The 24,786-nt window shown below is 59.6% G+C and carries 23 protein-coding genes and 1 tRNA gene; 20 read left to right on the top strand and 4 right to left on the bottom strand.

The window, feature by feature from the left end:
• The first annotated feature begins 9 nt into the window (after positions 1–9).
• The 10 genes from nuoG to IGW03_RS15785 all read left to right on the top strand — a co-directional run bounded on the left by nuoG (position 10) and on the right by IGW03_RS15785 (position 11,027).
• Entirely contained in the window at positions 10–2,346 is a 2,337-nt protein-coding gene (gene nuoG / locus IGW03_RS15830; RefSeq protein WP_194723536.1) for an NADH-quinone oxidoreductase subunit NuoG, read from the top strand.
• Positions 2,347–3,414 (top strand): NADH-quinone oxidoreductase subunit NuoH, encoded by a 1,068-nt coding sequence (gene nuoH / locus IGW03_RS15825; protein WP_194723535.1) that lies wholly within the window; start codon positions 2,347–2,349, stop codon positions 3,412–3,414. It abuts the gene before it with no gap.
• 18 nt (positions 3,415–3,432) lie between these two features.
• A complete protein-coding gene (nuoI, locus tag IGW03_RS15820) occupies positions 3,433–3,921 on the top strand; it encodes an NADH-quinone oxidoreductase subunit NuoI (protein WP_194723534.1) in 489 nt (162 codons plus the stop codon).
• 44 nt (positions 3,922–3,965) lie between these two features.
• Entirely contained in the window at positions 3,966–4,619 is a 654-nt protein-coding gene (locus tag IGW03_RS15815) for an NADH-quinone oxidoreductase subunit J (RefSeq protein WP_194723533.1), read from the top strand.
• An 11-nt stretch (positions 4,620–4,630) separates the two neighbouring features.
• A complete protein-coding gene (gene nuoK / locus IGW03_RS15810) occupies positions 4,631–4,939 on the top strand; it encodes an NADH-quinone oxidoreductase subunit NuoK (protein ID WP_040040991.1) in 309 nt (102 codons plus the stop codon).
• 28 nt (positions 4,940–4,967) lie between these two features.
• The gene (nuoL, locus tag IGW03_RS15805; RefSeq protein ID WP_194723532.1) at positions 4,968–7,043 is read left to right on the top strand and encodes an NADH-quinone oxidoreductase subunit L; all 2,076 of its coding nucleotides are present in this window, start codon (positions 4,968–4,970) and stop codon (positions 7,041–7,043) included.
• A gap of 27 nt (positions 7,044–7,070) precedes the next feature.
• Entirely contained in the window at positions 7,071–8,561 is a 1,491-nt protein-coding gene (locus tag IGW03_RS15800) for an NADH-quinone oxidoreductase subunit M (protein ID WP_194723531.1), read from the top strand.
• Between the two features lie 48 nt (positions 8,562–8,609).
• The gene (nuoN, locus tag IGW03_RS15795; RefSeq protein WP_194723530.1) at positions 8,610–10,091 is read left to right on the top strand and encodes an NADH-quinone oxidoreductase subunit NuoN; all 1,482 of its coding nucleotides are present in this window, start codon (positions 8,610–8,612) and stop codon (positions 10,089–10,091) included.
• 14 nt (positions 10,092–10,105) lie between these two features.
• Positions 10,106–10,411 (top strand): DUF2818 family protein, encoded by a 306-nt coding sequence (locus tag IGW03_RS15790; RefSeq protein WP_194723529.1) that lies wholly within the window; start codon positions 10,106–10,108, stop codon positions 10,409–10,411.
• A gap of 67 nt (positions 10,412–10,478) precedes the next feature.
• A complete protein-coding gene (locus IGW03_RS15785; RefSeq protein ID WP_194723528.1) occupies positions 10,479–11,027 on the top strand; it encodes an NUDIX domain-containing protein in 549 nt (182 codons plus the stop codon).
• A 72-nt stretch (positions 11,028–11,099) separates the two neighbouring features.
• Here IGW03_RS15785 and IGW03_RS15780 read toward each other — a convergent pair whose 3' ends face one another.
• Entirely contained in the window at positions 11,100–12,776 is a 1,677-nt protein-coding gene (locus IGW03_RS15780; protein WP_194723527.1) for an electron transfer flavoprotein-ubiquinone oxidoreductase, read from the bottom strand.
• 162 nt (positions 12,777–12,938) lie between these two features.
• Between IGW03_RS15780 and IGW03_RS15775 the strand changes: the two genes are divergently transcribed.
• Positions 12,939–13,715, top strand: coding sequence for an SDR family oxidoreductase (locus IGW03_RS15775; RefSeq protein WP_194723526.1), 777 nt, complete (start codon positions 12,939–12,941; stop codon positions 13,713–13,715).
• A gap of 40 nt (positions 13,716–13,755) precedes the next feature.
• Positions 13,756–14,169 (top strand): acyl-CoA thioesterase, encoded by a 414-nt coding sequence (locus tag IGW03_RS15770; protein WP_194723525.1) that lies wholly within the window; start codon positions 13,756–13,758, stop codon positions 14,167–14,169.
• A gap of 41 nt (positions 14,170–14,210) precedes the next feature.
• On the opposite strand, the gene IGW03_RS15765 is transcribed toward IGW03_RS15770, so the two are convergent.
• Complete coding sequence (locus tag IGW03_RS15765) at positions 14,211–14,771, bottom strand: LuxR C-terminal-related transcriptional regulator (protein WP_194723524.1); 561 nt, start codon at positions 14,769–14,771, stop codon at positions 14,211–14,213.
• Positions 14,772–14,901: 130 nt separating this feature from the next.
• On the opposite strand from IGW03_RS15765, the gene IGW03_RS15760 reads away from it, so the two are divergent.
• Complete coding sequence (locus IGW03_RS15760; RefSeq protein WP_151634072.1) at positions 14,902–15,600, top strand: CoA transferase subunit A; 699 nt, start codon at positions 14,902–14,904, stop codon at positions 15,598–15,600.
• 14 nt (positions 15,601–15,614) lie between these two features.
• Positions 15,615–16,268, top strand: a complete 654-nt coding sequence (locus tag IGW03_RS15755; protein WP_194723523.1) for a 3-oxoacid CoA-transferase subunit B — start codon at positions 15,615–15,617, stop codon at positions 16,266–16,268.
• Between the two features lie 142 nt (positions 16,269–16,410).
• Here the strand turns inward: IGW03_RS15755 and IGW03_RS15750 are convergent, their stop codons facing one another.
• A complete protein-coding gene (locus tag IGW03_RS15750; RefSeq protein ID WP_194723522.1) occupies positions 16,411–17,205 on the bottom strand; it encodes a 3-hydroxybutyrate dehydrogenase in 795 nt (264 codons plus the stop codon).
• Positions 17,206–17,317: 112 nt separating this feature from the next.
• On the opposite strand from IGW03_RS15750, the gene IGW03_RS15745 reads away from it, so the two are divergent.
• The 3 genes from IGW03_RS15745 to IGW03_RS15735 are packed head-to-tail and all read left to right on the top strand — an operon-like array spanning position 17,318 to position 20,874.
• Positions 17,318–18,199 carry an alpha/beta fold hydrolase gene (locus IGW03_RS15745; protein ID WP_194723521.1) on the top strand — a complete coding sequence of 294 codons (882 nt, stop codon included), beginning with the start codon at positions 17,318–17,320 and terminating at the stop codon, positions 18,197–18,199.
• Positions 18,200–18,234: 35 nt separating this feature from the next.
• On the top strand, positions 18,235–18,597 hold the full coding sequence (locus IGW03_RS15740; RefSeq protein WP_194723520.1) for a RidA family protein: 363 nt from the start codon (positions 18,235–18,237) through the stop codon (positions 18,595–18,597).
• A 12-nt stretch (positions 18,598–18,609) separates the two neighbouring features.
• The gene (locus IGW03_RS15735; RefSeq protein WP_194723519.1) at positions 18,610–20,874 is read left to right on the top strand and encodes a RelA/SpoT family protein; all 2,265 of its coding nucleotides are present in this window, start codon (positions 18,610–18,612) and stop codon (positions 20,872–20,874) included.
• A 49-nt stretch (positions 20,875–20,923) separates the two neighbouring features.
• Here IGW03_RS15735 and IGW03_RS15730 read toward each other — a convergent pair whose 3' ends face one another.
• On the bottom strand, positions 20,924–21,856 hold the full coding sequence (locus IGW03_RS15730) for a cation diffusion facilitator family transporter (RefSeq protein ID WP_194723518.1): 933 nt from the start codon (positions 21,854–21,856) through the stop codon (positions 20,924–20,926).
• A gap of 104 nt (positions 21,857–21,960) precedes the next feature.
• On the opposite strand from IGW03_RS15730, the gene IGW03_RS15725 reads away from it, so the two are divergent.
• The 3 genes from IGW03_RS15725 (at position 21,961) to infC (ending at position 24,739) form a co-directional block, all read left to right on the top strand.
• Positions 21,961–22,037, top strand: a tRNA-Val gene (locus tag IGW03_RS15725).
• Positions 22,038–22,250: 213 nt separating this feature from the next.
• Positions 22,251–24,158 (top strand): threonine--tRNA ligase, encoded by a 1,908-nt coding sequence (thrS, locus tag IGW03_RS15720; RefSeq protein WP_194723517.1) that lies wholly within the window; start codon positions 22,251–22,253, stop codon positions 24,156–24,158.
• Between the two features lie 59 nt (positions 24,159–24,217).
• A complete protein-coding gene (gene infC, locus IGW03_RS15715; RefSeq protein ID WP_194723610.1) occupies positions 24,218–24,739 on the top strand; it encodes a translation initiation factor IF-3 in 522 nt (173 codons plus the stop codon).
• Positions 24,740–24,786 lie beyond the last annotated feature (47 nt).

The following is a 24,786-nucleotide window of genomic DNA, read 5'->3' as shown; positions in this document are numbered from 1 at the left end:
AACCGAGTCATGGTTGAAATTGAAATCGACGGCAAAAAAGTAGAGGTGCTGGAAGGCAGCATGGTAATGGATGCTGCCAACAAGGTCGGCACCTACATCCCGCATTTTTGCTATCACAAGAAACTGTCCATTGCGGCCAACTGCCGCATGTGCCTGGTCGAAGTCGAAAAGGCACCGAAGCCGCTGCCTGCATGCGCGACACCGGTGACCAACGGCATGATCGTCCGTTCGAACAGCGACAAGGCAGTCAAGGCGCAGAAAAGCGTCATGGAATTCCTGCTCATCAATCACCCGCTGGACTGTCCGATTTGCGACCAGGGCGGCGAGTGCCAGCTGCAGGATCTCGCAGTTGGCTACGGCCCTGCGGCTTCGCGCTATGAAGAGGAAAAGCGCGTCATCGAACCCAAGGACGCGGGCCCGCTGATCTCCATGCGGGAAATGGCGCGCTGCATCCATTGCACACGTTGCGTTCGCTTCGGCCAGGAAATCGCCGGCGTCATGGAATTCGGCATGCTCAACCGCGGCGAACACTCGGAAATCACGACTTTCGTCGGCAACAGCGTCGACTCCGAACTGTCGGGCAACATGATCGACCTGTGCCCGGTCGGTGCATTGACTTCCAAGCCGTTCCGCTATTCCGCGCGTACCTGGGAACTGTCCCGCCGCCGCTCCGTCAGCCCGCATGACGGCCTCGGCTCCAACCTGATGGTTCAGGTCAAGGGCGGCAAGGTCATGCGCGTGCTTCCGCTGGAAAACGAAGCCGTCAACGAATGCTGGCTGTCGGACAAGGACCGCTTTTCGTACGAAGGCCTGAATCACGAGGACCGCCTGACGGTGCCGATGATCAAGCAGGACGGAAAATGGATCGAAACCGACTGGCAGACCGCGCTGGAATACGTCGCGCACGGCCTGCGCAACATCCGTCATGAGCACGGCGCCGACGCGATCGCGGCATTGGCTGCACCGTATTCGACGCTGGAAGAACTGAGCCTGCTGCAGAAACTCGTGCGCGGCCTCGGTTCCGAAAACGTCGACTTCCGCCTGCGCCAGTCCGACTTCAGCCTCGACGGCAAGGTCACGCCGTGGCTGGGCATGTCCATCGACGAGTTCGGCCAGGTCAACCGCGCTTTCCTGATCGGCTCCTTCCTGCGCAAGGATCACCCGCTGCTCGCAGCCCGCCTGCGGCACGCTGCCAAGCGCGGCACGAAGGTCAGCATCCTGAATGCGACCGACGATGATCACCTGCTGCCGATCGCAAACCGTCTCATCAAGGCGCCGTCCGAATGGCTGTCGGCCTTGAGCGAAGTCGTGGTCGCTGTCGCCGCAGCCAAGGGCATCTCCGCACCGGGCGGCTTCGAAGGCATCGAGCCGGGCGAAGTCGCAAAGGGTATCGCCGACAGCCTGCTGTCCGGCGAGAGCAGGGCTGTCGTGCTCGGCAATTCCGCTGCGCAGCATCCTCAGGCTTCGCTGCTGCATGCGGCCGCCCAGTGGATCGCACAGCAGACCGATGCCAAGTTCGGCTACCTGACCGAAGCGGCAAACACCGTCGGCGGATACATCGCCAACGCCTTGCCGGGCAATGGTTTCAATGCCATCCAGGCGTTCGCACAGCCGCGCAAGGCTTATGTGCTGATGCACGCCGAGCCGGAATATGACTGCTACGATCCGCAGGCTGCGCGTGCGGCATTGAACCAGGCAGAGATGGTTGTCGTCATGTCGCCGTACAAGCACGGCGCAGAGTACGCCGATGTCCTGCTGCCGATTGCGCCGTTCTCCGAAACGGCGGGCACATTCGTCAACTGCGAAGGCCGGGCTCAGGGCTTCAACGGCACCGTCAAGCCGCTGGGTGAAACACGCCCGGCCTGGAAGGTGCTGCGCGTGCTCGGCAACCTGCTCGACATCGGCGGCTTCAACTACGACACATCCGAACAGATTCGCGTGGAAGTGCTGGGCACCAAGCTGGCCGAAGAAGCGAACCTGTCGTCGAAGCTCAACAACGTCATCAGCGCGGCGCCCCAGGCTGCCAAGCTGGCCGGCGCGAGCCAGCTCGAGCGCATCGCCGACGTGCCGATCTACTTCAGCGACGCCATCGTTCGCCGCGCGAGTTCCCTGCAGCAGACAACCGATGCGAAGGCGCCGAAGGCGCACATTTCCGCGCTGCTCGCAGAGCAGCTCGGCATCGCCGAAGGCGGGCAGATCAAGGTGCTGCAAGGGCAGGGCGCAGCCATCGTCCCGGTGACTGTCGATGCAAAACTTCCGGCCAATGTTGTCCGGTTGGCGGCTGCACATCCCAGCACCATCGGCCTCGGCGGCATGTTCGGTCCCATCAGCGTGGAGAAAGTCTAAATGGATCAGGTGTTCATGACCATCAACAGCACCGGCCAGAATGTGTTCGGCATGCTGTGGCCGCTGATCTGGAATATCGTCAAGATCGTCGCCATCGTCCTCCCGCTGATGGGCTGCGTTGCCTATCTGACGTTGTGGGAGCGCAAGATGATCGGCTGGATGCATATCCGCATCGGCCCGAACCGTGTCGGCCCGGCGGGTCTGCTGCAGCCGATCGCCGATGCGCTCAAGCTGCTGCTCAAGGAAATCGTCGTTCCGGCGAAAGCCAACAAGGCCTTGTTCGTGATTGCTCCGATCATGACCATCATGCCGGCGCTGGCCGCCTGGGCCGTCATTCCGTTCGGTCCGGAAACCGTGCTCGCCAACGTCAATGCCGGTCTGCTGTTCGTGATGGCGATTACCTCGATGGAAGTCTACGGCGTGATCATTGCCGGCTGGGCATCCAACTCGAAGTATGCGTTTCTCGGCGCAATGCGCGCTTCCGCCCAGATGGTTTCGTATGAAATCGCAATGGGCTTTGCGCTGGTAGTCGTGCTGCTCGTGTCCGGCAGCCTGAACCTGACCGACATCGTGATGGGCCAGAACAAGGGCTTCTTCGCCGACAAGGGTATTCCGCTCCTGTCCTGGAACTGGCTGCCGCTGCTGCCGATTTTTGTTATCTACGTGATTTCGGGAATCGCCGAAACCAACCGCCATCCGTTCGACGTTGTCGAAGGCGAATCGGAGATCGTTGCCGGCCACATGGTGGAATATTCGGGCATGTCCTTCGCGATGTTCTTCCTCGCGGAATACGCCAACATGATCCTGATCTCCATGCTGGCTTCGCTGATGTTCCTCGGCGGATGGGGCGCGCCGGTATCGTTCCTGGAATTCATCCCTGGATGGATCTGGCTCGGCATCAAGACCTTCCTCGTCGTCTCGCTGTTCATCTGGGCACGTGCTTCGTTCCCGCGCTATCGCTATGACCAGATCATGCGCCTGGGCTGGAAAGTGTTCATCCCGCTCACCCTGGCCTATCTGGTGATCGTCGCCGCCTGGATTCAGACGCCCTGGAATATTTGGAAGTAAGGAAAGAGGCTCAATACCATGGAAGCCATCAAAGAATTTTTCGGCAGCCTGATGCTGCGAGAGCTGCTCAAGGGGCTCGCGCTTACCGGACGATACATGTTCGCCCGCAAGATCACCGTGCAGTTCCCTGAAGAGAAGACCCCATTGTCGCCACGTTTCCGCGGTCTGCATGCGCTGCGCCGCTATCCGAACGGTGAAGAGCGCTGCATCGCATGCAAGCTGTGCGAAGCAGTTTGCCCGGCAATGGCCATCACCATTGAATCGACTGAGCGCGATGACGGCACCCGCCGCACAACGCGCTATGACATCGACCTGACCAAGTGCATCTTCTGCGGCTTTTGCGAGGAATCCTGCCCGGTCGACTCTATCGTCGAAACCAATATCCTTGAATATCACGGCGAAAAGCGCGGCGACCTTTACTTTACAAAGGAAATGTTGCTCGCGGTGGGGGACCGTTATGAAAAGGATATTGCCGCTGCCCGCGCAGCCGACGCCGCATACCGTTGATGCCGGCCGTCTGGCCTTCGTGAAGCTGACTTACTTGGTCGATTATGGAATTTAAAACTGCTTTGTTCTACGCGTTCTCGGCGATCCTGATACTGGCCGCCATCCGCGTCATCACCGCCCGCAATCCGGTGCACGCCGCACTGTTCCTGGTGCTTTCCTTCTTTTCGGCGGCAGGCATCTGGATGCTGCTGAAGGCCGAATTCCTCGCCATCGTGCTGGTGCTCGTCTATGTGGGCGCGGTCATGGTGCTCTTCCTGTTTGTCGTGATGATGCTCGACATCGACATCGGCAAACTGCGCGAAGGCTTCTGGGGCTATTTCCCGCTGGCCGCCGGCGTGGGCGTGCTCATCGTTCTCCAGATGGCCGCGGTGCTGTTCCACGGTTTCTGGGATCCGGTGGCTCAGGCGCCTGCCGCCGCTGCCAATATCGGCGATACGAAGGAACTGGGCAAGCTGATCTATACCGAGTACATCTATGCGTTTGAAATCGCGGCGGTGGTGCTGCTGGTTGCGATCGTGGCAGCCGTGGCCCTGACCCTGCGCCGCCGCAAGGATTCGAAGTATTTCGATCCCGCAGCCGCGGTCAAGGTCAAGCGCAATGACCGTATCCGTGTCGTCAGCATGAAGGCCGAATCCGAGCGCACCAACGGCAGCGCCGGCACCGCGGCCCCAGCAGCGCCTGCAGCAGAAAAACAATAAGGAATCGCACCGTGGCTCTCTCACTTGCACATTACCTGATCCTTGGCGCGATCCTGTTCGCCATTTCGATCGTCGGCATCTTCCTTAACCGCAAGAACATCATCGTGCTGCTGATGGCAATCGAACTGATGCTGCTGGCGGTGAACATGAACTTCATCGCCTTCTCGCATTATCTCGGCGATGCGGCAGGACAGATTTTCGTCTTCTTCATTCTGACGGTGGCTGCAGCGGAATCCGCGATCGGTCTTGCCATCCTGGTGGTTCTGTTCCGTAATCTGGACACCATCAACGTGGAAGATCTCGACAGTCTCAAAGGTTAACCAGAAAAATAAACGGATAAGGTCCATCATGGCGGGGCAACTCAACCCACATCTACTCTTGGCCGTGCCTCTGGCACCACTCGCAGGCTCTGCAATCGCAGGCCTGTTCGGCACCAAGTTTTTCGGCAACAAGATCGGCCGCACCGCGTCGCATTCCGCGACCATCCTCGGTGTTCTGATCGCATTCATCATTTCCGTTCAGACGCTGCTGGCAGTCATGGACGGCGCCACCTACAACGGCACCATCTACAACTGGATGACGGTGATGGGGCTGAAGCTGGAGATCGGCTTCCTGGTCGACAGCCTGACCGCAATGATGATGTGCGTGGTGACGTCCGTGTCGCTGATGGTGCACATCTACACCATAGGTTACATGGCCGATGATGAAGGCTACAACCGCTTCTTCTCGTACATCTCGCTGTTCACCTTCTCGATGCTGATGCTCGTCATGAGCAACAACTTCCTGCAGCTGTTCTTCGGCTGGGAAGCGGTCGGCCTGGTGTCCTACCTGCTGATCGGTTTCTGGTACACCCGTCCGACAGCGATCTACGCAAACATGAAGGCCTTCCTGGTCAACCGCGTGGGTGACTTCGGCTTCATCCTGGGCATTGGTCTGCTGCTGGCCTACGCCGGTTCGATGAACTACGGCGAAGTGTTTGCGAAGAAGGAAGAATTGGCTGCGCTCACCTTGCCGGGCACCGACTGGATGCTGCTCACCGTGGCATGCATCTGCCTGTTCATCGGCGCCATGGGCAAGTCGGCCCAGTTCCCGCTGCATGTCTGGCTGCCCGATTCCATGGAAGGCCCGACGCCGATTTCCGCGCTGATTCACGCTGCGACCATGGTGACGGCCGGCATCTTCATGGTGACGCGCATGTCGCCGCTGTTCGAGCTGTCCGATACCGCGCTGTCCTTCGTGCTGGTGATCGGCTCGATCACTGCATTGTTCATGGGCTTCCTCGGCATCATCCAGAACGACATCAAGCGCGTGGTCGCTTATTCGACGCTGTCGCAGCTGGGTTACATGACAGTCGCCCTCGGCGCATCGGCATACTCCGCAGCCGTGTTCCACCTGATGACCCACGCGTTCTTCAAGGCACTGCTGTTCCTCGGCGCGGGTTCGGTCATCATCGGCATGCATCATGACCAGGACATCCGGAACATGGGCGGCCTGCGCAAGTACATGCCGATTACCTGGATCACCTCGCTGCTCGGTTCGCTCGCGCTGATCGGAACGCCGTTCTTCTCCGGTTTCTATTCGAAGGACAGCATCATCGAGGCGGTGCATGAAACCCACATCTGGGGTTCCGGCTTTGCCAATTTCGCAGTGCTGGCAGGCGTTTTCGTCACGGCTTTCTACTCCTTCCGCATGTACTTCCTCGTGTTCCACGGCGAAGAGCGCTTCGGCAAGGCGCATGATCATCACGGGCACCACGGCCATGATGCGCACGATGCACATGAAGAGCATGACAACGCGCATGACGCACACCATCACCATGGTCTTGCACCGGGCGAGAAGCCGCATGAGTCCCCGTTCGTCGTGACTCTGCCGCTGATCCTGCTTGCGATTCCTTCGGTTGTGATCGGTTTCCTCGCCATCGGTCCGATGCTGCACGGCGACTTCTTCAAGAACGTCATCTTCGTCGGCGAAACGCACAAGGCGATGGAAATCCTGACCGAAGAATTCCATGGCGCGGTTGCCATGGGCATCCATGCGTTCACTACCGCGCCGTTCTACCTGGCGCTGGCCGGTGTCGTTGCTGCCTATTACTGCTACATGGTCAACCCCAGGGTTCCCGCGTGGTTCTACAGCAAGTTCCATGGCATCTACACGATCCTGGAAAACAAGTACTACATGGACAAGTTCAATGAAGTAGTGTTCGGCGCCGGCGCCCGCGTCCTCGGAGGAGGGCTGTGGAAAGTGGGTGACCGGACGCTGATCGATGGTCTGATCGTCAACGGCAGCGCCAAGGCGGTGGGCTGGTTCTCCACGGTGATCCGTCACCTGCAGTCCGGTTACATCTACCACTACGCCTTCGTGATGATCATCGGCGTTCTGGGCTTCCTGATCTATTTCATGCCGTTCCCGTCGTTTGCCAAATAAGTTGGCGAAGTAGAGCAAATAAAAACCATGATGCAGTCAACTTTTCCTCTCTTGAGCCTTGCGATCTGGTGTCCGATCGTATTCGGCATATTCGTCCTTGTATTCGGCAAGGACGACAATCCCGGCCTGGTGCGCGGAGTCTCGCTGATCGGTTCGATCATCAGCTTCCTCGTCACCTTGCCGCTGATTAACCAGTTCGACAGGACAGCGCACGGCATGCAGTTCGTCGAAAAGGCTTCCTGGATCGAGCGATTCAATGTCCAGTACCTGCTCGGCGTCGACGGCATTTCGATCTGGTTCGTCCTGCTGACCGCCTTCATCACGATCATCGTGGTCATCGCCGGCTGGGAAGTGATCGAGAAGCGCGTCGCTCAGTACATGGGCGCGTTCCTGATCCTGTCGGGCCTGATGATCGGCGTGTTCTGCGCGCTCGACGGCCTGCTGTTCTACGTGTTCTTCGAAGCGACCCTGATCCCGATGTTCATCATCATCGGTGTCTGGGGCGGTGCGAACCGCGTCTATGCGGCAATCAAGTTCTTCCTCTATACCTTGCTCGGCTCGCTGCTGACGCTGGTGGCGCTTCTGTACCTGTACTTCAAATCCGGCGGCAGCTTCGAAATCCTGACCTGGCACAAGCTGCCGCTGCCGCTCGACGTGCAGATCCTGATCTTCCTTGCCTTCCTGATGGCTTTCGCGGTCAAGGTGCCGATGTGGCCTGTGCACACCTGGCTGCCCGACGCCCACGTCGAAGCACCGACTGGCGGTTCCGTTGTGCTGGCCGCGATCATGCTGAAGCTGGGCGCCTACGGCTTCCTGCGGTTCTCCCTGCCGATTGCGCCGGATGCCAGCCATAGCCTGTCGGGCTTCATCATCACGCTGTCCCTGATCGCGGTGATCTACATCGGCCTGGTCGCCCTGGTGCAGGCCGACATGAAGAAGCTGGTGGCGTATTCATCGATTGCGCACATGGGTTTCGTCACGCTCGGCTTCTTCATGTTCAACGACATGGCAGTGCAGGGCGGTATCGTGCAAATGATTTCCCACGGTTTCGTGTCGGGCGCCATGTTCCTTTGCATCGGCGTACTGTACGACCGCATGCACTCCCGCCAGATCGCCGACTACGGCGGCGTAATCAATACCATGCCCCGCTTCGCCGCATTCTTCGTGCTGTTTTCGCTGGCCAACTGCGGCCTGCCGGCCACTTCCGGCTTCGTCGGCGAATTCATGGTGATCCTGGGCGCGGTGAAATTCAACTTCTGGATCGGCCTGCTCGCCGCGACGGCGCTGATCTTCGGCGCAGCGTACTCGCTGTGGCTGGTCAAGCGCGTTGTCTTCGGTGAAATCGGCAACAAGCACGTGGCCGAGCTGACCGACCTGAATGCCCGCGAATTCTTCATGCTGAGCGTGCTGGCCATCGCCGTGATTGCGATGGGCGTCTATCCGGCACCGTTCACCGATGTCATGCAGATTTCCGTCGATGACCTGCTTAAGCATGTCGCGATCTCCAAGCTGCAATGACCGGCATCCTGCTGAATGCATGAATGAACGCACAATAGCGACGACAAGATGAACACTGTAAATTTCGCACCGGTTTATCCGGAAATCTTCCTGCTGATAGCGACGTCGGCCATTCTTCTGATCGACATGTTCGTGAAGGATGGCAAGCGCCACGTCACCTACGCGCTGACCATTGTCACGCTGCTGGTCTGTATTGCGCTGAATGCGGCCGATTACGCCAATCCGACGGCATATACCTTCAATAACATGTTCGTGTCGGATGCGATGTCGAACTTCCTGAAGATTTGCTCGTACATCGCGATGGGCGTGACACTGATCTATTCCCGCCAGTACGCCACCGAGAGGGGCATGCTGAGCAACGGCCTCGGGGGAGAGTTTTATGTCCTCGCCCTGTTCTCGCTGCTGGGCCAAATGGTCATGATCTCGGGTAACAACTTCCTGATCATCTACCTGGGCGTTGAGCTCATGTCGCTGGCAACCTACGCGCTGGTGGCGCTTCGCCGCGGCAATGCGGTGTCGACGGAAGCGGCGATGAAGTACTTCGTCCTCGGCGCGCTGTCCTCGGGCTTCCTGCTGTATGGCATGTCGATGCTCTACGGCGCAACCGGCTCGCTCGACCTCACCGAAGTCGCGAAGGCGACGGCTTCCGGCAGCGTCAACAAGACGGTGCTGGTGTTCGGTCTCGTGTTCCTGGTAGCCGGTCTGGCCTTCAAGCTGGGTGTCGTGCCTTTCCACATGTGGGTGCCCGACGTGTACCAGGGTGCTCCGACTGCGGTCACGCTTTTGCTCGGCGGCGCGCCCAAGCTGGCCGGCTTCGCCATCTGCATCCGCCTGCTGGTCGAAGGCCTGTTCCCGCTCGCGATCGACTGGCAGCAGATGCTGACGGTACTTGCGGTCCTGTCCATGGCGGTGGGTAACATCACAGCCATCGTGCAGACCAACCTGAAGCGCATGCTGGCCTATTCCACCATCGGCCAGATGGGCTTCATGCTGCTGGGCATGCTGGCCGGCGTCGTGAACGGCAATGCCTCCTCCGCCGCAAATGCCTACAGCTCGGCGATGTTCTATTCGGTCGCCTATGTGCTGACCACATTGGGCACCTTCGGTCTGATCATGCTGCTGGCACGCGCCGGTTTCGAAGCCGAAAGCATCGACGACTTCAAGGGCCTGAATCAGCGCAGCCCCTTGTTCGCCCTGGTCATGCTGATTTTGATGTTCTCGCTCACCGGCATTCCGCCGACAGTTGGTTTCTATGCCAAGCTGGCGGTTCTGCAGGCGGTGCTGAGCACAGGCCAGGTCTGGCTTGCGGTGCTGTCGGTGCTGCTGTCCCTGATCGGCGCGTTCTACTATCTGCGCGTGGTGAAGGTCATGTACTTCGATGACCCGGTGGACAACAGCAAGATCGAGGTTCCGGGCGACATGCGTCTCACGCTGACGGCCAACGGCCTGGCGGTGCTGGTCCTCGGCATCCTGCCCGGTCCGCTGATGGCGCTCTGCGCAACGGCCATGGTCAGAACCCTGTCTTCCTGAAGCGATATAACGCAGTGGATGTTTCGCTTTCAGCGTGGTTTGTCATCCTGTTGGCGGCAGTTGCCGCCAACCTCCCGTTTGTCAATGAACGTGTCCTGGGAGCCCTGCCTCTCAGGCGTCCCGTTAAATCCCTCTGGCTCCGGCTGCTCGAACTCATCGTCCTGTACTTCATCGTGGGCGGCATTGCCTATCTGATCGAATCCCGGATCGGCAATACATTTGCGCAGCGGTGGGAGTTCTATGCCATCACGGCGTGTCTTTTCCTGGTTCTCGCCTTTCCCGGCTTCGTTTTCCGTTATCTGCGCAAGCACCATGGTTGATTTGCTCTAAGGTCTGCAGCGGTCGAGCCCTTACAATGGTGGCTTTCTTTTGTGGAATAGGGCAGGCATGGATTTGAAAGAGACCCAGGTCGACACCGAAGTCGCCTATGACGGACATTTTCTCAAGGTTCAGCGCGACACCATCCGTCTCCCCGACGGCAAACTGACCAAGCGCGAGTACATCACGCATCCCGGCGCGGTCGTGATTCTTCCCCTGCTGGATGACGGATCGGTACTGCTGGAGCGGCAGTTCCGCTATCCGATGCATGATGTGTTCATCGAATTCCCGGCCGGAAAGATAGACCCGAATGAAGATCCGCTGGAATGCGCGAAGCGCGAATTGCAGGAAGAGACCGGATATACGGCGACAGACTGGCATTTCCTCTGCACGATCCACAATGCCATTGCCTACTCGGATGAACACCTCGACATCTTCCTGGCGCGCGGCCTGACTGCCGGCGAACGCAAGCTGGATGAAGGCGAGTTCCTGGAGACCTTCACCGCCACGGTTCCGGAGATGCTCGAATGGGTAAGGACAGGGAAAATCACCGACGTGAAAACCGTGATCGGCAGCTTCTGGCTGGAGAGGATCATCAGCGGTCAATGGAAACCGTGAGCGGGTTCTTTCGTCGTTGCACAACCTTTCCATATGAAAAAAGAGCCGCATCCGCGGCTCTTTTTTATTGCATCACATGTTCGGATAATTCGGTCCGCCGCCGCCTTCGGGCGTGACCCAGACGATGTTTTGGGTCGGATCCTTGATGTCGCAGGTCTTGCAGTGCACGCAGTTCTGCGCATTGATCTGCAGGCGGTCCTGGCCGGCATCGTTCTGCACATACTCGTACACGCCCGCCGGGCAGTAGCGCTGTTCCGGCCCCGCATACTGCGCCAGGTTGATGTTGACCGGCACGCTCGGGTCCTTGAGCGTCAGGTGCACCGGCTGCTCTTCTGCATGGTTGGTGTTCGAAATGAACACCGAGGACAGGCGGTCGAAGGTCAGCTTGCCGTCGGGCTTCGGATAGACGATCGGCTTGAAGTCCGATGCCGGGCGCAGGCATTCGTGGTCGGCGTGCTTGTGACGCAGTGTCCACGGCGCCTTGCCGCGGAACAGCACCTGGTCGATGCCCACCATCAGCGTGCCCTTGTACAGGCCCTGCGTCATGAAGGGCTTGAAGTTGCGGCCCTTGTACAGCTCTTCATGCAGCCAGGAGGTCTTGAAGGCTTCCGGATAGGCGGTCAGTTCATCCTGCGCACGGCCGGCGCCCAGTGCCTCGAACGCCGCTTCGGCCGCCATCATGCCGGTCTTCATCGCCGCATGGCTGCCCTTGATGCGCGACGCGTTCAGGAAGCCCGCATCGCAGCCGATCAGCACGCCGCCCGGGAAGGTCAGCTTGGGCAGCGATTGGAGGCCGCCGGCCGTCAGCGCCCGCGCGCCGTAGGAGATGCGCTTGCCGCCCTCGAAGTACTTGCGGATTTCCGGATGCGTCTTGTAGCGCTGGAATTCCTCGTACGGCGACAGGTAGGGGTTCTGATAGGCGAGACCCACCACGTAGCCGACTGCGACCTGGTTGTTTTCCAGATGGTACAGGAATGAGCCGCCATAGGTATCGGCATCGAGCGGCCAGCCGGCGGTATGGATCACCAGACCCGGCTTGTGCATCTTGGGATCGATTTCCCACAGCTCCTTGATGCCGATGGCATAGGTCTGCGGATCGGACTCCTTGTTGAGCTGGTACTTGGTCATGAGCTGCTTGCCGAGATGGCCGCGCGAGCCCTCGGCAAAGAAGGTGTACTTCGCATGCAGCTCCATGCCGAGCTGGAAGGCATCGGTCGGATTGCCTTCGCGGTCCACGCCCATGTTGCCGGTGGCCACGCCCTTGACGGAACCGTCGTCGTTGTAGAGCACCTCGGCCGCCGGGAAGCCGGGGAAGATTTCCACGCCGAGCGATTCGGCCTGCTGGCCGAGCCAGCGCACCACGTTGGCCAGCGAGATCACATAATTGCCGTGGTTCTGGAAGCAGGCGGGCAGTGCCCAGCCGGGGGTCTTGGTGGCTTTCTTTTCGGTCAGGAAGAGAAACTGGTCTTCGGTGACGGGGGTGTTGAGCGGGGCGCCGAGTTCCTTCCAGTTGGGAAACAGCTCGTTCATGGCGATCGGATCCATGACGGCGCCGGAGAGAATATGCGCGCCGACTTCGGAGCCTTTTTCCAGCACGCAGACGGCGACCTCGCGGCCCTGTTCGGCGGCCAGTTGCTTGAGTCGTATGGCTGCTGACAGGCCGGCCGGGCCGCCGCCGACGATGACGACGTCGTATTCCATCGCTTCGCGCGGGCCGTATTGTTCTATCAGGTTTTGGGTCTGCGTCATGGTCTCACCAAGGTAGTTTAGAATTATCGAACGAACGTGCTAATTGTCGTGGATTTTGCGATTGAACGCTAGACGCCACGCTCTAATTGCCGCTCTTTCATGTAATGATAACGTCTTGCCAGAGATGTAAGCCGAATCAGGAATCAATAAAAGGAGAAACTTGTGGGGATTGAAGTCAATTTTGAGGGCAAAATTGCCCTCGTCACCGGCGCATCCAGCGGTTTGGGCGCACGTTTCGCCAAGGTTCTTGCACAAGCCGGCGCACAAGTGGTGCTCGCTTCGCGCCGCCTGGACCGGCTCAAGGAGTTGCGTGCCGAAATCGAAGCCGGCGGCGGCGCCGCACATGTCGTCTCGCTGGACGTCACCGACTACGGCAGCATCAAGGCTGCCATCGCCCACGCCGAGACCGAGGCCGGTCCCATCGATATCCTGGTGAACAATTCCGGCGTCTCCACTACCCAGCGCCTCGTGGACGTCACCCCCGAGGACTATGCCTTTGTGGTGGATACCAACCAGCGCGGCGCATTCTTCGTCGCGCAGGAAACCGCCAAGCGCATGATTGCGCGCGCCAAGGGTGATCCCAAGAAACAGCATCGCATCATCAATATCGCCTCCGTCGCCGGCCTGCGCGTGCTGCCGCAGATCGGCATCTACTGCATGAGCAAGGCGGCGGTCGTGCACATGACCAAGTCCATGGCAGTGGAGTGGGGCCGCTTCGGGATCAATGTCAATGCCATCTGTCCCGGTTACATCAGTACCGAAATCAATGAAGACTACTTCGCGACCGAACACGGCCATCAGCTGATCGACATGCTGCCGCGCAAGCGCCTGGGCCGGCCGGAAGATCTGGACGGCCTGCTACTGCTGCTCGCCGGCGAGGAATCCCGCTTCATGAACGGCGCCATCGTGACCGCCGACGACGGCATGGCCGCGTATTGATCCGCGCACTGACAGCGCTCCTTACCCATAACTGATACCGATGACAGCAAAAAAACTGGTCCATACGCTGCGCATGCCCATCCGCTGGGGCGATATGGACGCCATGGGACATGTCAACAACACGGTGTACTTCCGCTATCTGGAGCAGGCCCGCATTTCCTGGTTCGTGGAAGCCGGCTGCGAGCCCGACCCGAGCGGGGAAGGGCCGGTCATCGTCAATGCGCGGTGCACCTTCATCAAGCAGTTGAAGTATCCGGGTGACATCGAGATCCGTACCTATGTCGGGGAGCCCGGACGGTCCAGCTTCGAGAGCTACCAGGAAATCCGCCGCATCGACGAGCCGGACGTGATCGCCGCGGAAGGCGGTGCCAAGATCGTCTGGGTCGATTTTCCCAAGGAAAAATCGGCGCCGCTGCCGGAGCGCATCCGGGCGCTGCTCGCCACGCCGGAATAGACGGCGAGATCAGCATTTCCTGGTTAGGGCGCGGGGCTGGATCAGCCTGTCACGCCGACCAGGCGGTGCACCAGCTCGCTTGATGTCGCCGCCGAAAACTTGCGCATCAGCTTGGCGCGGTGCATTTCCACGGTGCGCGGGCTGAGCCCGACCTGGCGGGCGATCAGCTTGCTGGTCTTGCCTTCGACCAGCAGGGCGGCGATCTCGCGTTCGCGCGGGGTCAGCTCGGCCGTCACCGGCCGTTTGGCGCTCAGATCCTCGAAAGTCCAGATACCGGCCGCATGCGGGTCGTCATGGATCAAGGAACGTCCGCTCACATGGCACCAGAATAGCTCCTGGTTCGCACGCTTCATGATGCGCTCGTCCGAATAATGGCCCTTGGCGCTCATGATCGGCACGATGCGGGCACCGGTGCGCTCGAACTCGTCCAGGGTGGGGTACAGCACCAGGAAGGATTTTCCGATGAGGTCGCCCGCCTGATAGCCGAACATGCGGGCCAGCGTGTCATTGCAGGCCTGGATCACGCGATGGTGGGAAACGCACATGCCGACCGGGGCATGACGGAAGATTGTCTCGTAATCGATAGTTGGAAATGCGCTCATTCTTCCTCGGGGCGCTTGCTTAAGGCGGAAAATTCGTATTTTTACGGTATTGCATGGCCAAGTCCACCATCTTATGCTGGCGGACACATTAGAACAGCCTACGGGCACTTTATACAAGAAGAGGGTCGGTATGAATAAAGTTTATCCGGATGCCGCCAGCGCGCTGGCCGGCATCGTCAAGGACGGGCAGACTATCGCCGTGGGTGGCTTCGGCCTGTGCGGCATTCCCGAGGCGCTGATCGCGGCATTGCGCGACTCCGGCGTGCAGAACCTGACGGCGATCTCCAACAATGCCGGCGTCGATGGTTTCGGCCTCGGCCAGTTGCTGACGACGCGCCAGATCAAGAAAATGATCGCTTCCTACGTCGGCGAGAACAAGGAATTCGAACGCCAGTACCTGGCAGGCGAACTCGAGCTGGAATTCACACCCCAGGGCACGCTGGCCGAAAAGCTGCGCGCCGGCGGCTCCGGCATCCCGGCCTTCTTCACCAAGACCGGCGTCGGCACTATCGTCGCCGACGGCAAGGAAGTGCGTGAATTCGACGGCGAAAAATACGTGATGGAGCGTTCGCTGGTCGCCGACGTCTCGCTGGTCAAGGCCTACATGGCCGACAAGGTGGGCAACCTGGTGTTCCGCAAGACCGCGCGCAACTTCAACCCGAACGTCGCCATGGCCGGCAAGATCACCGTGGTCGAAGTGGAAAAGCTGGTGGAGACCGGCGAGCTCGATCCCGACCAGATCCATACTCCAGGCATTTTCGTGCACCGCATTGTCGTCAACGCGACGCCCGAAAAACGTATCGAACAACGCACAGTGCGTGCAAAGTAATCTGGAGAACGAACATGGCATGGACTCGTGATGAAATGGCTGCACGCGCAGCGAAGGAACTGCAGGACGGCTTCTATGTGAACTTGGGCATCGGCCTGCCGACCCTGGTGGCGAACTACGTTCCCAACGATATGGAAGTCTGGCTGCAGTCGGAAAACGGACTGCTCGGCATCGGCCCCTTCCCGACGGACGATGCGGTCGATCCCGACCTGATCAACGCCGGCAAGCAGACCGTGACATCGCTGCGCGGCTCGTCCTTCTTCAGCTCGGCGGACTCGTTCGCGATGATCCGCGGTGGCAAGATCAACATCGCCATCCTGGGCGCAATGCAGGTAAGCGAGCAGGGCGACTTGGCTAACTGGATGATCCCCGGCAAGATGGTCAAGGGCATGGGCGGTGCGATGGACCTGGTGGCAGGCGTGGGCCGCGTCGTCGTGCTGATGGAGCATGTGGCGAAGGCCAAGGATGGCTCGACATCGCACAAGATCCTGAAGAAGTGCGACCTGCCTCTGACGGGCGTGGGTGTCGTCGACCGCATCATCACCGATCTCGGCGTCATCGACGTGACGGACAAGGGCCTGAAGGTGGTTGAACTCGCTCCTGGCGTCACCAAGGAAGAACTCGTCGAGAAGACCGGCGCCGAACTGGACGTCAGCGCGATCGCCTGATCCGCATCCGTATAGCTTCTCGATAAAAAACGGTGCCTGCGAGATGCAGGCACCGTTTTTTTTATTGGCCAAGCAGAGAGGCTTGCTGAAGGAGGGCTGGCATGCCGAAGGCCGGGGTGCAGCGGCATGCGATGGGATGCGTTTATTGAGCGACCCAGCCGCCGTCCATGTTCCATGCCACGCCGCGCACCTGAGACGCCGCATCGCTGGACAGGAAGATTGCCAGGTCTCCGAGCTGTTCGGGCGTGACGAAGTCGCCCGACGGCTGCTTTTCCGAGACCAAGGCCTTCTTCGCCTCTTCGTTTGAAATGCCTTGCTGTGCGGCGCGCGCATCCACCTGCTTTTGCACCAGCGGCGTCAGCACCCAGCCGGGGCAGATCGCATTGCATGTCACGCCGCTGTGCGCATTTTCCAGAGCGGTCACCTTGGTCAGGCCGACAATGCCGTGCTTGGCGGCGACATAAGCCGACTTCTGCGCAGAACCGACGAGGCCGTGCACCGATGCGATGTTGAGAATCCGTCCCCAGTTCTTTGCCTTCATGGACGGCAGCGCAAGCCGCGTAGTGTGAAATGCGGAGCTCAGGTTGATCGCGATGATGGCATCCCATTTCTCTACCGGGAAATCTTCCACGTTCGCCACATGCTGGATACCGGCATTGTTGACGAGAATGTCCACGCCACCGAACTTCTCTGCGGCAAATTTCATCATGGCTTCAATATCGCCAGGCTTGGACATGTCGGCGCCGTGGTAAGCGGTCTGGACGCCAAAGTCGTTTCTGACCTGGGTTTGCAGCGCTTCAATTTCACTCGCGTCGCCGAAGCCGTTGAATACGATATTTGCTCCCTGCTCGGCAAACTTCCTGGCGATGCCCAGTCCGATCCCTGACGTCGACCCGGTGACAAGCGCCGTTTTTCCCTGATGCATAGTGCCCTGCATGATTTCTCCTGCGAATGAAATTTTGGATCTGAGCCGAAGTTACATAGAATTTTAAGCGGAACGCCCATTAAAATGTGAGAATGGCAATCAGATTCGCTGATTCGACACAAATATGACCCAAGCCCAGATTAAATCAGTGCAATGCCTGTCTCCGTCCGGGCTGCACCGGATGGCTTACAAGGAGTGGGGCGATCCCGCGAACGGCAAGGTGCTGGTCTGCGTCCATGGCGTGACGAGGATATCCGACGATTTCGACAGGCTCGCTGCGTCGCTCTGCGCCGAGTACCGTGTGGTCTGCCCGGATGTGGTAGGACGAGGCCGCTCCGGACGGCTGAAGAATCCGCTGCATTACCAGGTGCCGCAGTATGTCTCCGACATGGTAACGCTGCTCGCCCGGCTGAATGCCGAAACCGTGCACTGGGTTGGCACGTCGATGGGCGGCCTGATCGGAATGAGCCTGGCGTCGCTGCCGGACAGCCCGATCCGCCGCCTTGTCCTCAATGATGTCGGGCCGGCGCTGAATCCGGAAGCGATTGCCAGGATCGGACAGTACATCGGCCAGGACGTGCGTTTTGCGAGCTTCGAGGAAGGCGCGCGGTACATACGCGAGATCTCGCTGCCTTTCGGTCCGCACAGCGAGGATGAGTGGCGCAAGCTTGCCGCGGATGTGCTCCGGCAGAACGAAGAAGGGCAATGGGTGCGGCATTACGATCTCGGCGTGGCAGAGCCTTTCAAGGCTGCAACGCCGGAATCCGCCAAGCAGGGAGAGGCCCTGTTGTGGATGGCCTATGATGCCATTGCCTGCCCGACGCTGCTGCTGCGCGGTGAACAATCCGACCTGGTATCGCATGAGACCGCGCTTGCGATGGCCTCGCGCGGCCCGAAGGCGAAGCTGGTTGAACTGCCCGGCGTGGGACATGCTCCCACCCTGATGCAGGAGCCGCAGATCCGGATCGTCCGGGAATTTCTGCTGGAACAGAATGAACCAAACTGAACAAAACGTTTCCTGAATTCTTGAAATAAGCACCTATGGACATACAACGTCTCCATGTCGGCAAGACTCTTTCCGAGGCTGCCGTCCACAACGGCACGGTCTATCTCGCAGGTCAGATCGCGGAAGACCTGACCCAGAACATCGAAGGCCAGACGCGCGAAGTGCTCGGCCACATCGACAGGCTGCTGGCCGAAGCCGGCACCGACAAATCGCGTATCCTGATGTGCCAGATCTATATTGCGGACATCAAGGATTTTGCCGGGATGAATGCTGTCTGGAACGAATGGGTCGCAGAAGGAAATTCGCCTCCGCGCGCCACTGTCCAGGCCAAGCTCGCCAAGCCGGAATGGCTGGTCGAGATGGTGGTCACAGCCGCGCTCCAGGGCGCGGAGGAATAAAAGCTCGTTTTCATGGTTTCGATTGTTGCCTCACCCAGTGAAACGCATGTGCAGCTCACCGCCGGCCTGACCGCCGAGGATGGGGCGCGCGTGCTCGACGCGCTCGCATTTGTCGAGCCGATCTACCGCGACCATCTCGTGGTGACGGGGCAGGATGCGTTCGCCTTTTCGCAGGGCGTGGCAACCACGCTTGCACTGCTCAACACCGATACCGACTCGCGCATCGCTGGCCTGCTTTTCGAACTGGCGGAGTTCGATCCTGCCGCCTACGACTGCATCGAGGAGCGCTTCGGCAAGGAAATTTCCGATCTGGTGACCGGCATCCGCACGCTGATGAAGCTGCATGGGCAGACCTTTTTCGGACAAAAGGAAACGGCGCGCGGCAAGAATGCCTCGCTGCAGGCGGCCGAACAGCTCGAAACGCTGCGCAAGATGCTGCTGGCCATGGCATCCGACATGCGCGCGGTGCTGGTCCGGCTGGCTTCCCGCATCACGACGCTGCGCTATTTCGCCGAGATCAAGCTCGAAGACGAGAAGACCTACAACTATGCGCGCGAGACGCTGGACCTCTATGCGCCGCTGGCGAACCGTCTCGGCATCTGGCAGCTCAAGTGGGAACTGGAAGATCTTGCATTCCGCTTCATCGAGCCGGCTACCTACAAGCGCATTGCGAAGATGCTTGAGGAAAAGCGGCTCGAGCGTGAAAGCTTCGTCGAAAACGCCATCAACCGGCTCAAGTCCGAACTGGCGGCTGCCGACATCAAGGCCGACGTCTTCGGGCGGCCCAAGCACATCTACAGCATCTGGAACAAGATGCGCGGCAAGGCGCTGGATTTTTCCGAGCTCTATGATGTGCGCGCATTCCGTGTAATCGTCGACGACGTCAAGAGCTGCTATACCGTGCTCGGCCTTGTCCACAACATCTGGGCGCCGATTCCCGCCGAGTTCGACGACTATATTTCCCGGCCCAAGTCGAATGGCTACCAGTCCCTGCATACGGTCGTCGTCGGCGAGGACGGCAAGGCGCTGGAAGTGCAGATCCGCACCCATGAAATGCACCGCTTCGCCGAGTATGGCGTCGCCGCGCACTGGCGCTACAAGGAGAGTGGAGGCTCCGGCTTCGCTGCCCAGAAATACGATGAGAAAATCGCCTGGCTGCGGCAGCTTCTCGCCTGGAAGAGCGAAATCACCGATGCGATGGTGGAGCATGATGACATCCAGCGCGAATGGGTCGAAAAGCTGAAGTCGGCGGCGCTGGACGACCGCATCTATGTGCTTACGCCGCAGGCGCGCGTGATCGAATTGCCGTCCGGCGCGACACCCATCGATTTCGCTTACCACCTGCATACCGACGTCGGACACCGCTGCCGCGGCGCCCGCGTCGACGGCTCCATGGTGCCGCTCAACACGCCGCTGAAGAACGGGCAGACGGTGGAAATCATCACCGCGCGCGGCGCCAGTACGCCGCAGGGGCCGTCGCGCGACTGGCTCGGCCCGGGTTATGTCGTCAGTCCGCGTACGCGTGCCAAGGTCCGTGCATGGTTCAATGCGATCGACCAGCAGGAAACCCTGTCCCATGGCCGGGCCATGGTCGAGAAGACCTTGCAGCGCGAAGGCCGCACGGCGATCAATCATGAAGAACTTGCGCACAAGCTGGGCTTTGCGAAAAGTGAAGAACTCTTCCTCGCAGTGGGCAAGGAAGAGTTCAGCCTGCGCAATATCGAATTGCTGCTGCATGCGGAAGACCCGCAGAAGAACCCGCCGAAACATGCTGCCGACGCCGATACCGTCATTCCCAACAAGAGCCGCGCATCGAGCGTTGCCCAGGGTGCCCGCTCGGGCGTACTCGTGGTCGGCACCGACGGCCTGCTGACCCAGCTTGCCCGCTGCTGCAAGCCGGCGCCGCCCGATGAAATCGTCGGCTTCATCACGCGCGGCAAGGGCGTATCGATCCATCGCGCCAACTGCAAGAACCTCGCGCAGATCCGCAAGAATGCGCTCGAGCGCGTCATCCAGACCACCTGGGGCGAGCCCGGCAGGGAAACCGTCTATCCGGTCGACATCTTCATCCTGGCAAGCGATCGCCAAGGTTTGCTGCGCGATATTTCGGAAATCTTTTCGCGTGAAAAAATCAATGTCATCGGCGTCAGCACCCAGAGCGCGAAGGGCCAGGCCCGCATGGCGTTTACAGCGGAGATTTCCTCGACGGCGCAGCTGCAGAAAGCGCTCGGCATCATCCACGACGTTGCGGGCGTACTGGAAGTGCAGCGGCAATAGATAGCAGCCGCTGCCAAACTTCGCCTCCGTTGTTCAATTGCTTAGCCGGTCATTCGCCCTCGACCATCCTGGGCAGTTCCGGCTGCAGCGTCACATGGTCGATATGGTGGCGCGTCAGCAGCACATGCCTGATATCGCGCAGTATCTCCGGCCAGCGCTGCAGGTCGCCGATTTCCACGTGGCCGATCAGCGCGGGCTCTCCCGGCGTCATTTCCCAGACATGCAGGTCATGCACCGACCGTACGCCCTCGACCGCGGCCAGATCCGAACCGACCTGCAGGTAGTCGATATGGCGCGGCACGCCTTCCATCAGAAAGTGGTATGACTCGCGCAGGATGCCAATTGTCGATTTCAGCAGCAGCAGGCTGACAGCAATTGAGAGGAGGGGGTCGGCCGGCAGCCAGCCGGTGAAGTAGATCACCACCCCGGCCGCGATCGCTGCGACCGATCCGAGAAGATCGCCCATCACATGGACCAGGGCGGCACGGGTGTTGACGCTGTTTTTGTCCTGCGACAGCAGCCATGCCACGGCAAGATTGATCGCCAGGCCGATTGCGGCCACCACGAAGACCGTCTGCCCCTGCACTGGCAGCGGTTCGCGCAGGCGGACAAAGGCCTCATAAGCTATCCATCCGATCAGTACCAGCATGGCGAGGGCATTGATGAAGGCGGCGAGAGCTTCCGCGCGGCCGAGTCCGAAGGAGTTTTTCGGCGAGGGCGGCCTGCGCGCAATGAATTGCGCCAGCAGCGCGAAGACGAGCGATGCGCTGTCGGTCAGCATGTGGCCGGCATCGGAAATAAGGGCCAGCGAGTTCGACACCAATCCCGCGAAGGCCTCCACCGCCGCAAACACCAGCGTCAATCCGGCCGCTGCGGCCAGTACTTTCGGATTGCGGCCGGTCAGCTCATGGCGATGCGCTGCATCGCCCGCGCGGTGGGCATGCAGTTCGCGGGCGAGGGGAGTGCCGGGGTGTTCACGCATATCAGGATCATAACGGATTCGCCATGCATTGCCCCTGTCGGCAGCCACGGGATTGAATTATGGCTAGCAAATTCAAAATTTTGCCGCTATAATTTCGCTTCTTTAGGCTCGTAGCTCAGCTGGTTAGAGCACTACCTTGACATGGTAGGGGTCGTTGGTTCGAGTCCAATCGAGCCTACCAACGAACAGCAGTACATTTGTAAGAGTGAGAAAGGCAATCCCGGTTATGACACCGCGAACTACAACCGCAAAGGTTTTAGTGCGACGCTAGTCGGGATCTTTTTCGTCTTTGCAAATTTGAAAAAGCGCGGCTAGTCCGCGTTTTTTTTCGTCCGCAGTTTTTAACACTAAGTCTAGCGTCAGTAGCAATTCCCTCGCTGGCATGGAGAGCAAAATGGTATCAGTCCGACTTCCAGATGGTTCGCAACGGCAATTCGATTCCGCAGTCACCGTCGCCCAGGTTGCCGCAAGCATCGGCGCAGGCTTGGCAAAGGCCGCCCTGGCAGGCAAGGTGGACGGCAAGCTGGTCGACACTTCCTATCTGATCGAGCGCGATGCCGATCTGGCAATCGTCACCGACAAGGATCCGGATGGCCTAGACGTCATCCGCCATTCGACCGCGCACCTGCTCGCCTATGCCGTCAAGGAATTGTTTCCCGAAGCGCAAGTCACCATCGGTCCGGTGATCGAGAACGGCTTCTACTACGATTTCTCGTACAAGCGTCCGTTTACTCCGGAAGACCTGCAGGCCATCGAGAAGAAAATGGCCGAGCTGGCCAAAAAGGATGAACCGGTCACCCGCAAGGTGCTACCGCGCGACGAGGCGGTTGCGTATTTCAAGTCCATCGGCGAAGCCTACAAGGCCGAGATCATCGAGTCCATTCCGCAGGGCGAAGACGTTTCGCTGTATTCCGAAGGCGGCTTCACCGATCTCTGCCGCGGCCCGCACGTGCCTTCGACCGGCAAGCTCAAGGTCTTCAAGCTGATGAAGCTGGCCGGCGCCTACTGGCGCGGCGACTCGAAGAACGAGATGCTGCAGCGTGTCTATGGAACGGCATGGGCGAAGAAGGAAGACCAGGAAGCCTACCTGCACATGCTGGAAGAGGCTGAAAAGCGCGATCACCGCAAGCTGGGCAAGGCGCTCGACCTGTTCCATTTCCAGGACGAGGCACCCGGCCTGGTGTTCTGGCATCCGAAGGGCTGGACCGTCTGGCAGCAGGTCGAGCAGTACATGCGCCATGTCTATCGCGAGAGCGGTTACCAGGAAGTCAAGGCGCCGCAGATTCTCGATCGGTCCCTGTGGGAAAAGACCGGCCACTGGCAGAACTACCGCGAAAACATGTTCGTCACCGAATCGGAAAACCGCAATTACGCGCTCAAGCCGATGAACTGCCCGGGCCATGTCCAGATTTACAACTCCGACCTGCGCAGCTATCGCGACTTGCCGCTGCGCTACGGCGAATTCGGCCAGTGCCACCGCAACGAGCCTTCGGGCGCACTGCACGGCATCATGCGTGTACGCGGCTTCACCCAGGATGACGGCCACATCTTCTGCACCGAGGAGCAGATCCAGGGCGAAGTGACTGCATTCCACGAGCAGGCGATGAGCGTTTACAAAGACTTCGGCTTCTCGGAAATCGCGATCAAGCTCGCCCTGCGGCCGGACAGCCGCATCGGCTCCGATGAAACCTGGAACCATGCAGAGGAAACCCTGCGCTCTGCATTGCGCGCCTGCGGCGTGACATGGGAAGAGCTGCCGGGCGAGGGTGCTTTCTACGGACCGAAGATCGAATACCACCTGAAGGATTCGCTCGGCCGTCCGTGGCAGGTCGGCACGATGCAGGTCGACTTTTCGATGCCGGGCCGCCTCGGTGCCGAATATGTTGCCGATGACAACACCCGCAAGGTGCCGGTCATGCTGCACAGGGCGATCGTGGGTTCGATGGAACGCTTCGTCGGCATCCTGATCGAAAACCACGCCGGCGCACTCCCGCTGTGGCTGGCCCCGGTGCAAATCGCGGTGCTCAATATTTCCGACGCCCAGTCTGATTATGCGCAAAACGTTGCACAAAACCTGAAAAAACAAGGGTTTAGGGTGCACCTCGATTTGCGTAACGAGAAAATAACCTATAAAATACGCGAGCATTCCGTCAAAAAGCTGCCTTACATCGTCGTCATCGGCGACAAGGAGCGGGATGCCAACACAGTGGCCGTGCGTGCGCGGGGCAACGTCGATCTGGGTGTCATGCCCGTCGATGCACTGGTGGACCGCCTGAAACATGAAGTGGACACCAAAGCCTGAGGACTTCCTCCTGAGCGCGATAGCACGGCTTAGTTATTTGATTTTTAAAGGAAACTGCAATAGCTACTGACAAGTCGCATCGCATCAACGGCGAAATCACTGTGCCGCAACTGCGTTTAACTGGTGTGGATAACGAGCCGCTGGGCATCGTTAGTCTTGCTGAAGCCTTTCGCCTCGCTGAAGAGGCGAATGTGGACCTGGTGGAAATCGCGCCGACTGCGCAGCCGCCGGTCTGCCGCTTGATGGATTACGGCAAGTTCAAGTACCAGGAGCAGAAAAAGGCCCACGAAGCGAAGCTCAAGCAAAAGGTTATCCAGGTCAAGGAAGTCAAATTCCGCCCGGGTACCGATGATGGTGATTACAACATCAAGCTGCGTAATCTGACCAAGTTCCTGGAAGAAGGGGACAAGACCAAGATTACTCTGCGCTTCCGCGGTCGCGAGATGGCTCACCAGGATATCGGCATGCGCATGCTGGAGCGATTGAAGGCCGATCTGGAGCCGTACGGTCAGGTCGAGCAGTTTCCCAAGATGGAAGGCCGCCAGATGGTGATGGTACTGGCGCCCAAGAAGAAAAAATAAACAAAGAATTCGCATCGGTCGCCAGCCGTCCATGATGGAGGCGAGCC

This window comes from Noviherbaspirillum malthae, assembly GCF_015352985.1.
Classification (GTDB): Bacteria; Pseudomonadota; Gammaproteobacteria; order Burkholderiales; family Burkholderiaceae_D; genus Noviherbaspirillum; species Noviherbaspirillum malthae.
Note: the sequence above shows the minus strand (reverse complement) of the source record. Positions and strands in the feature narration are given on the sequence as shown.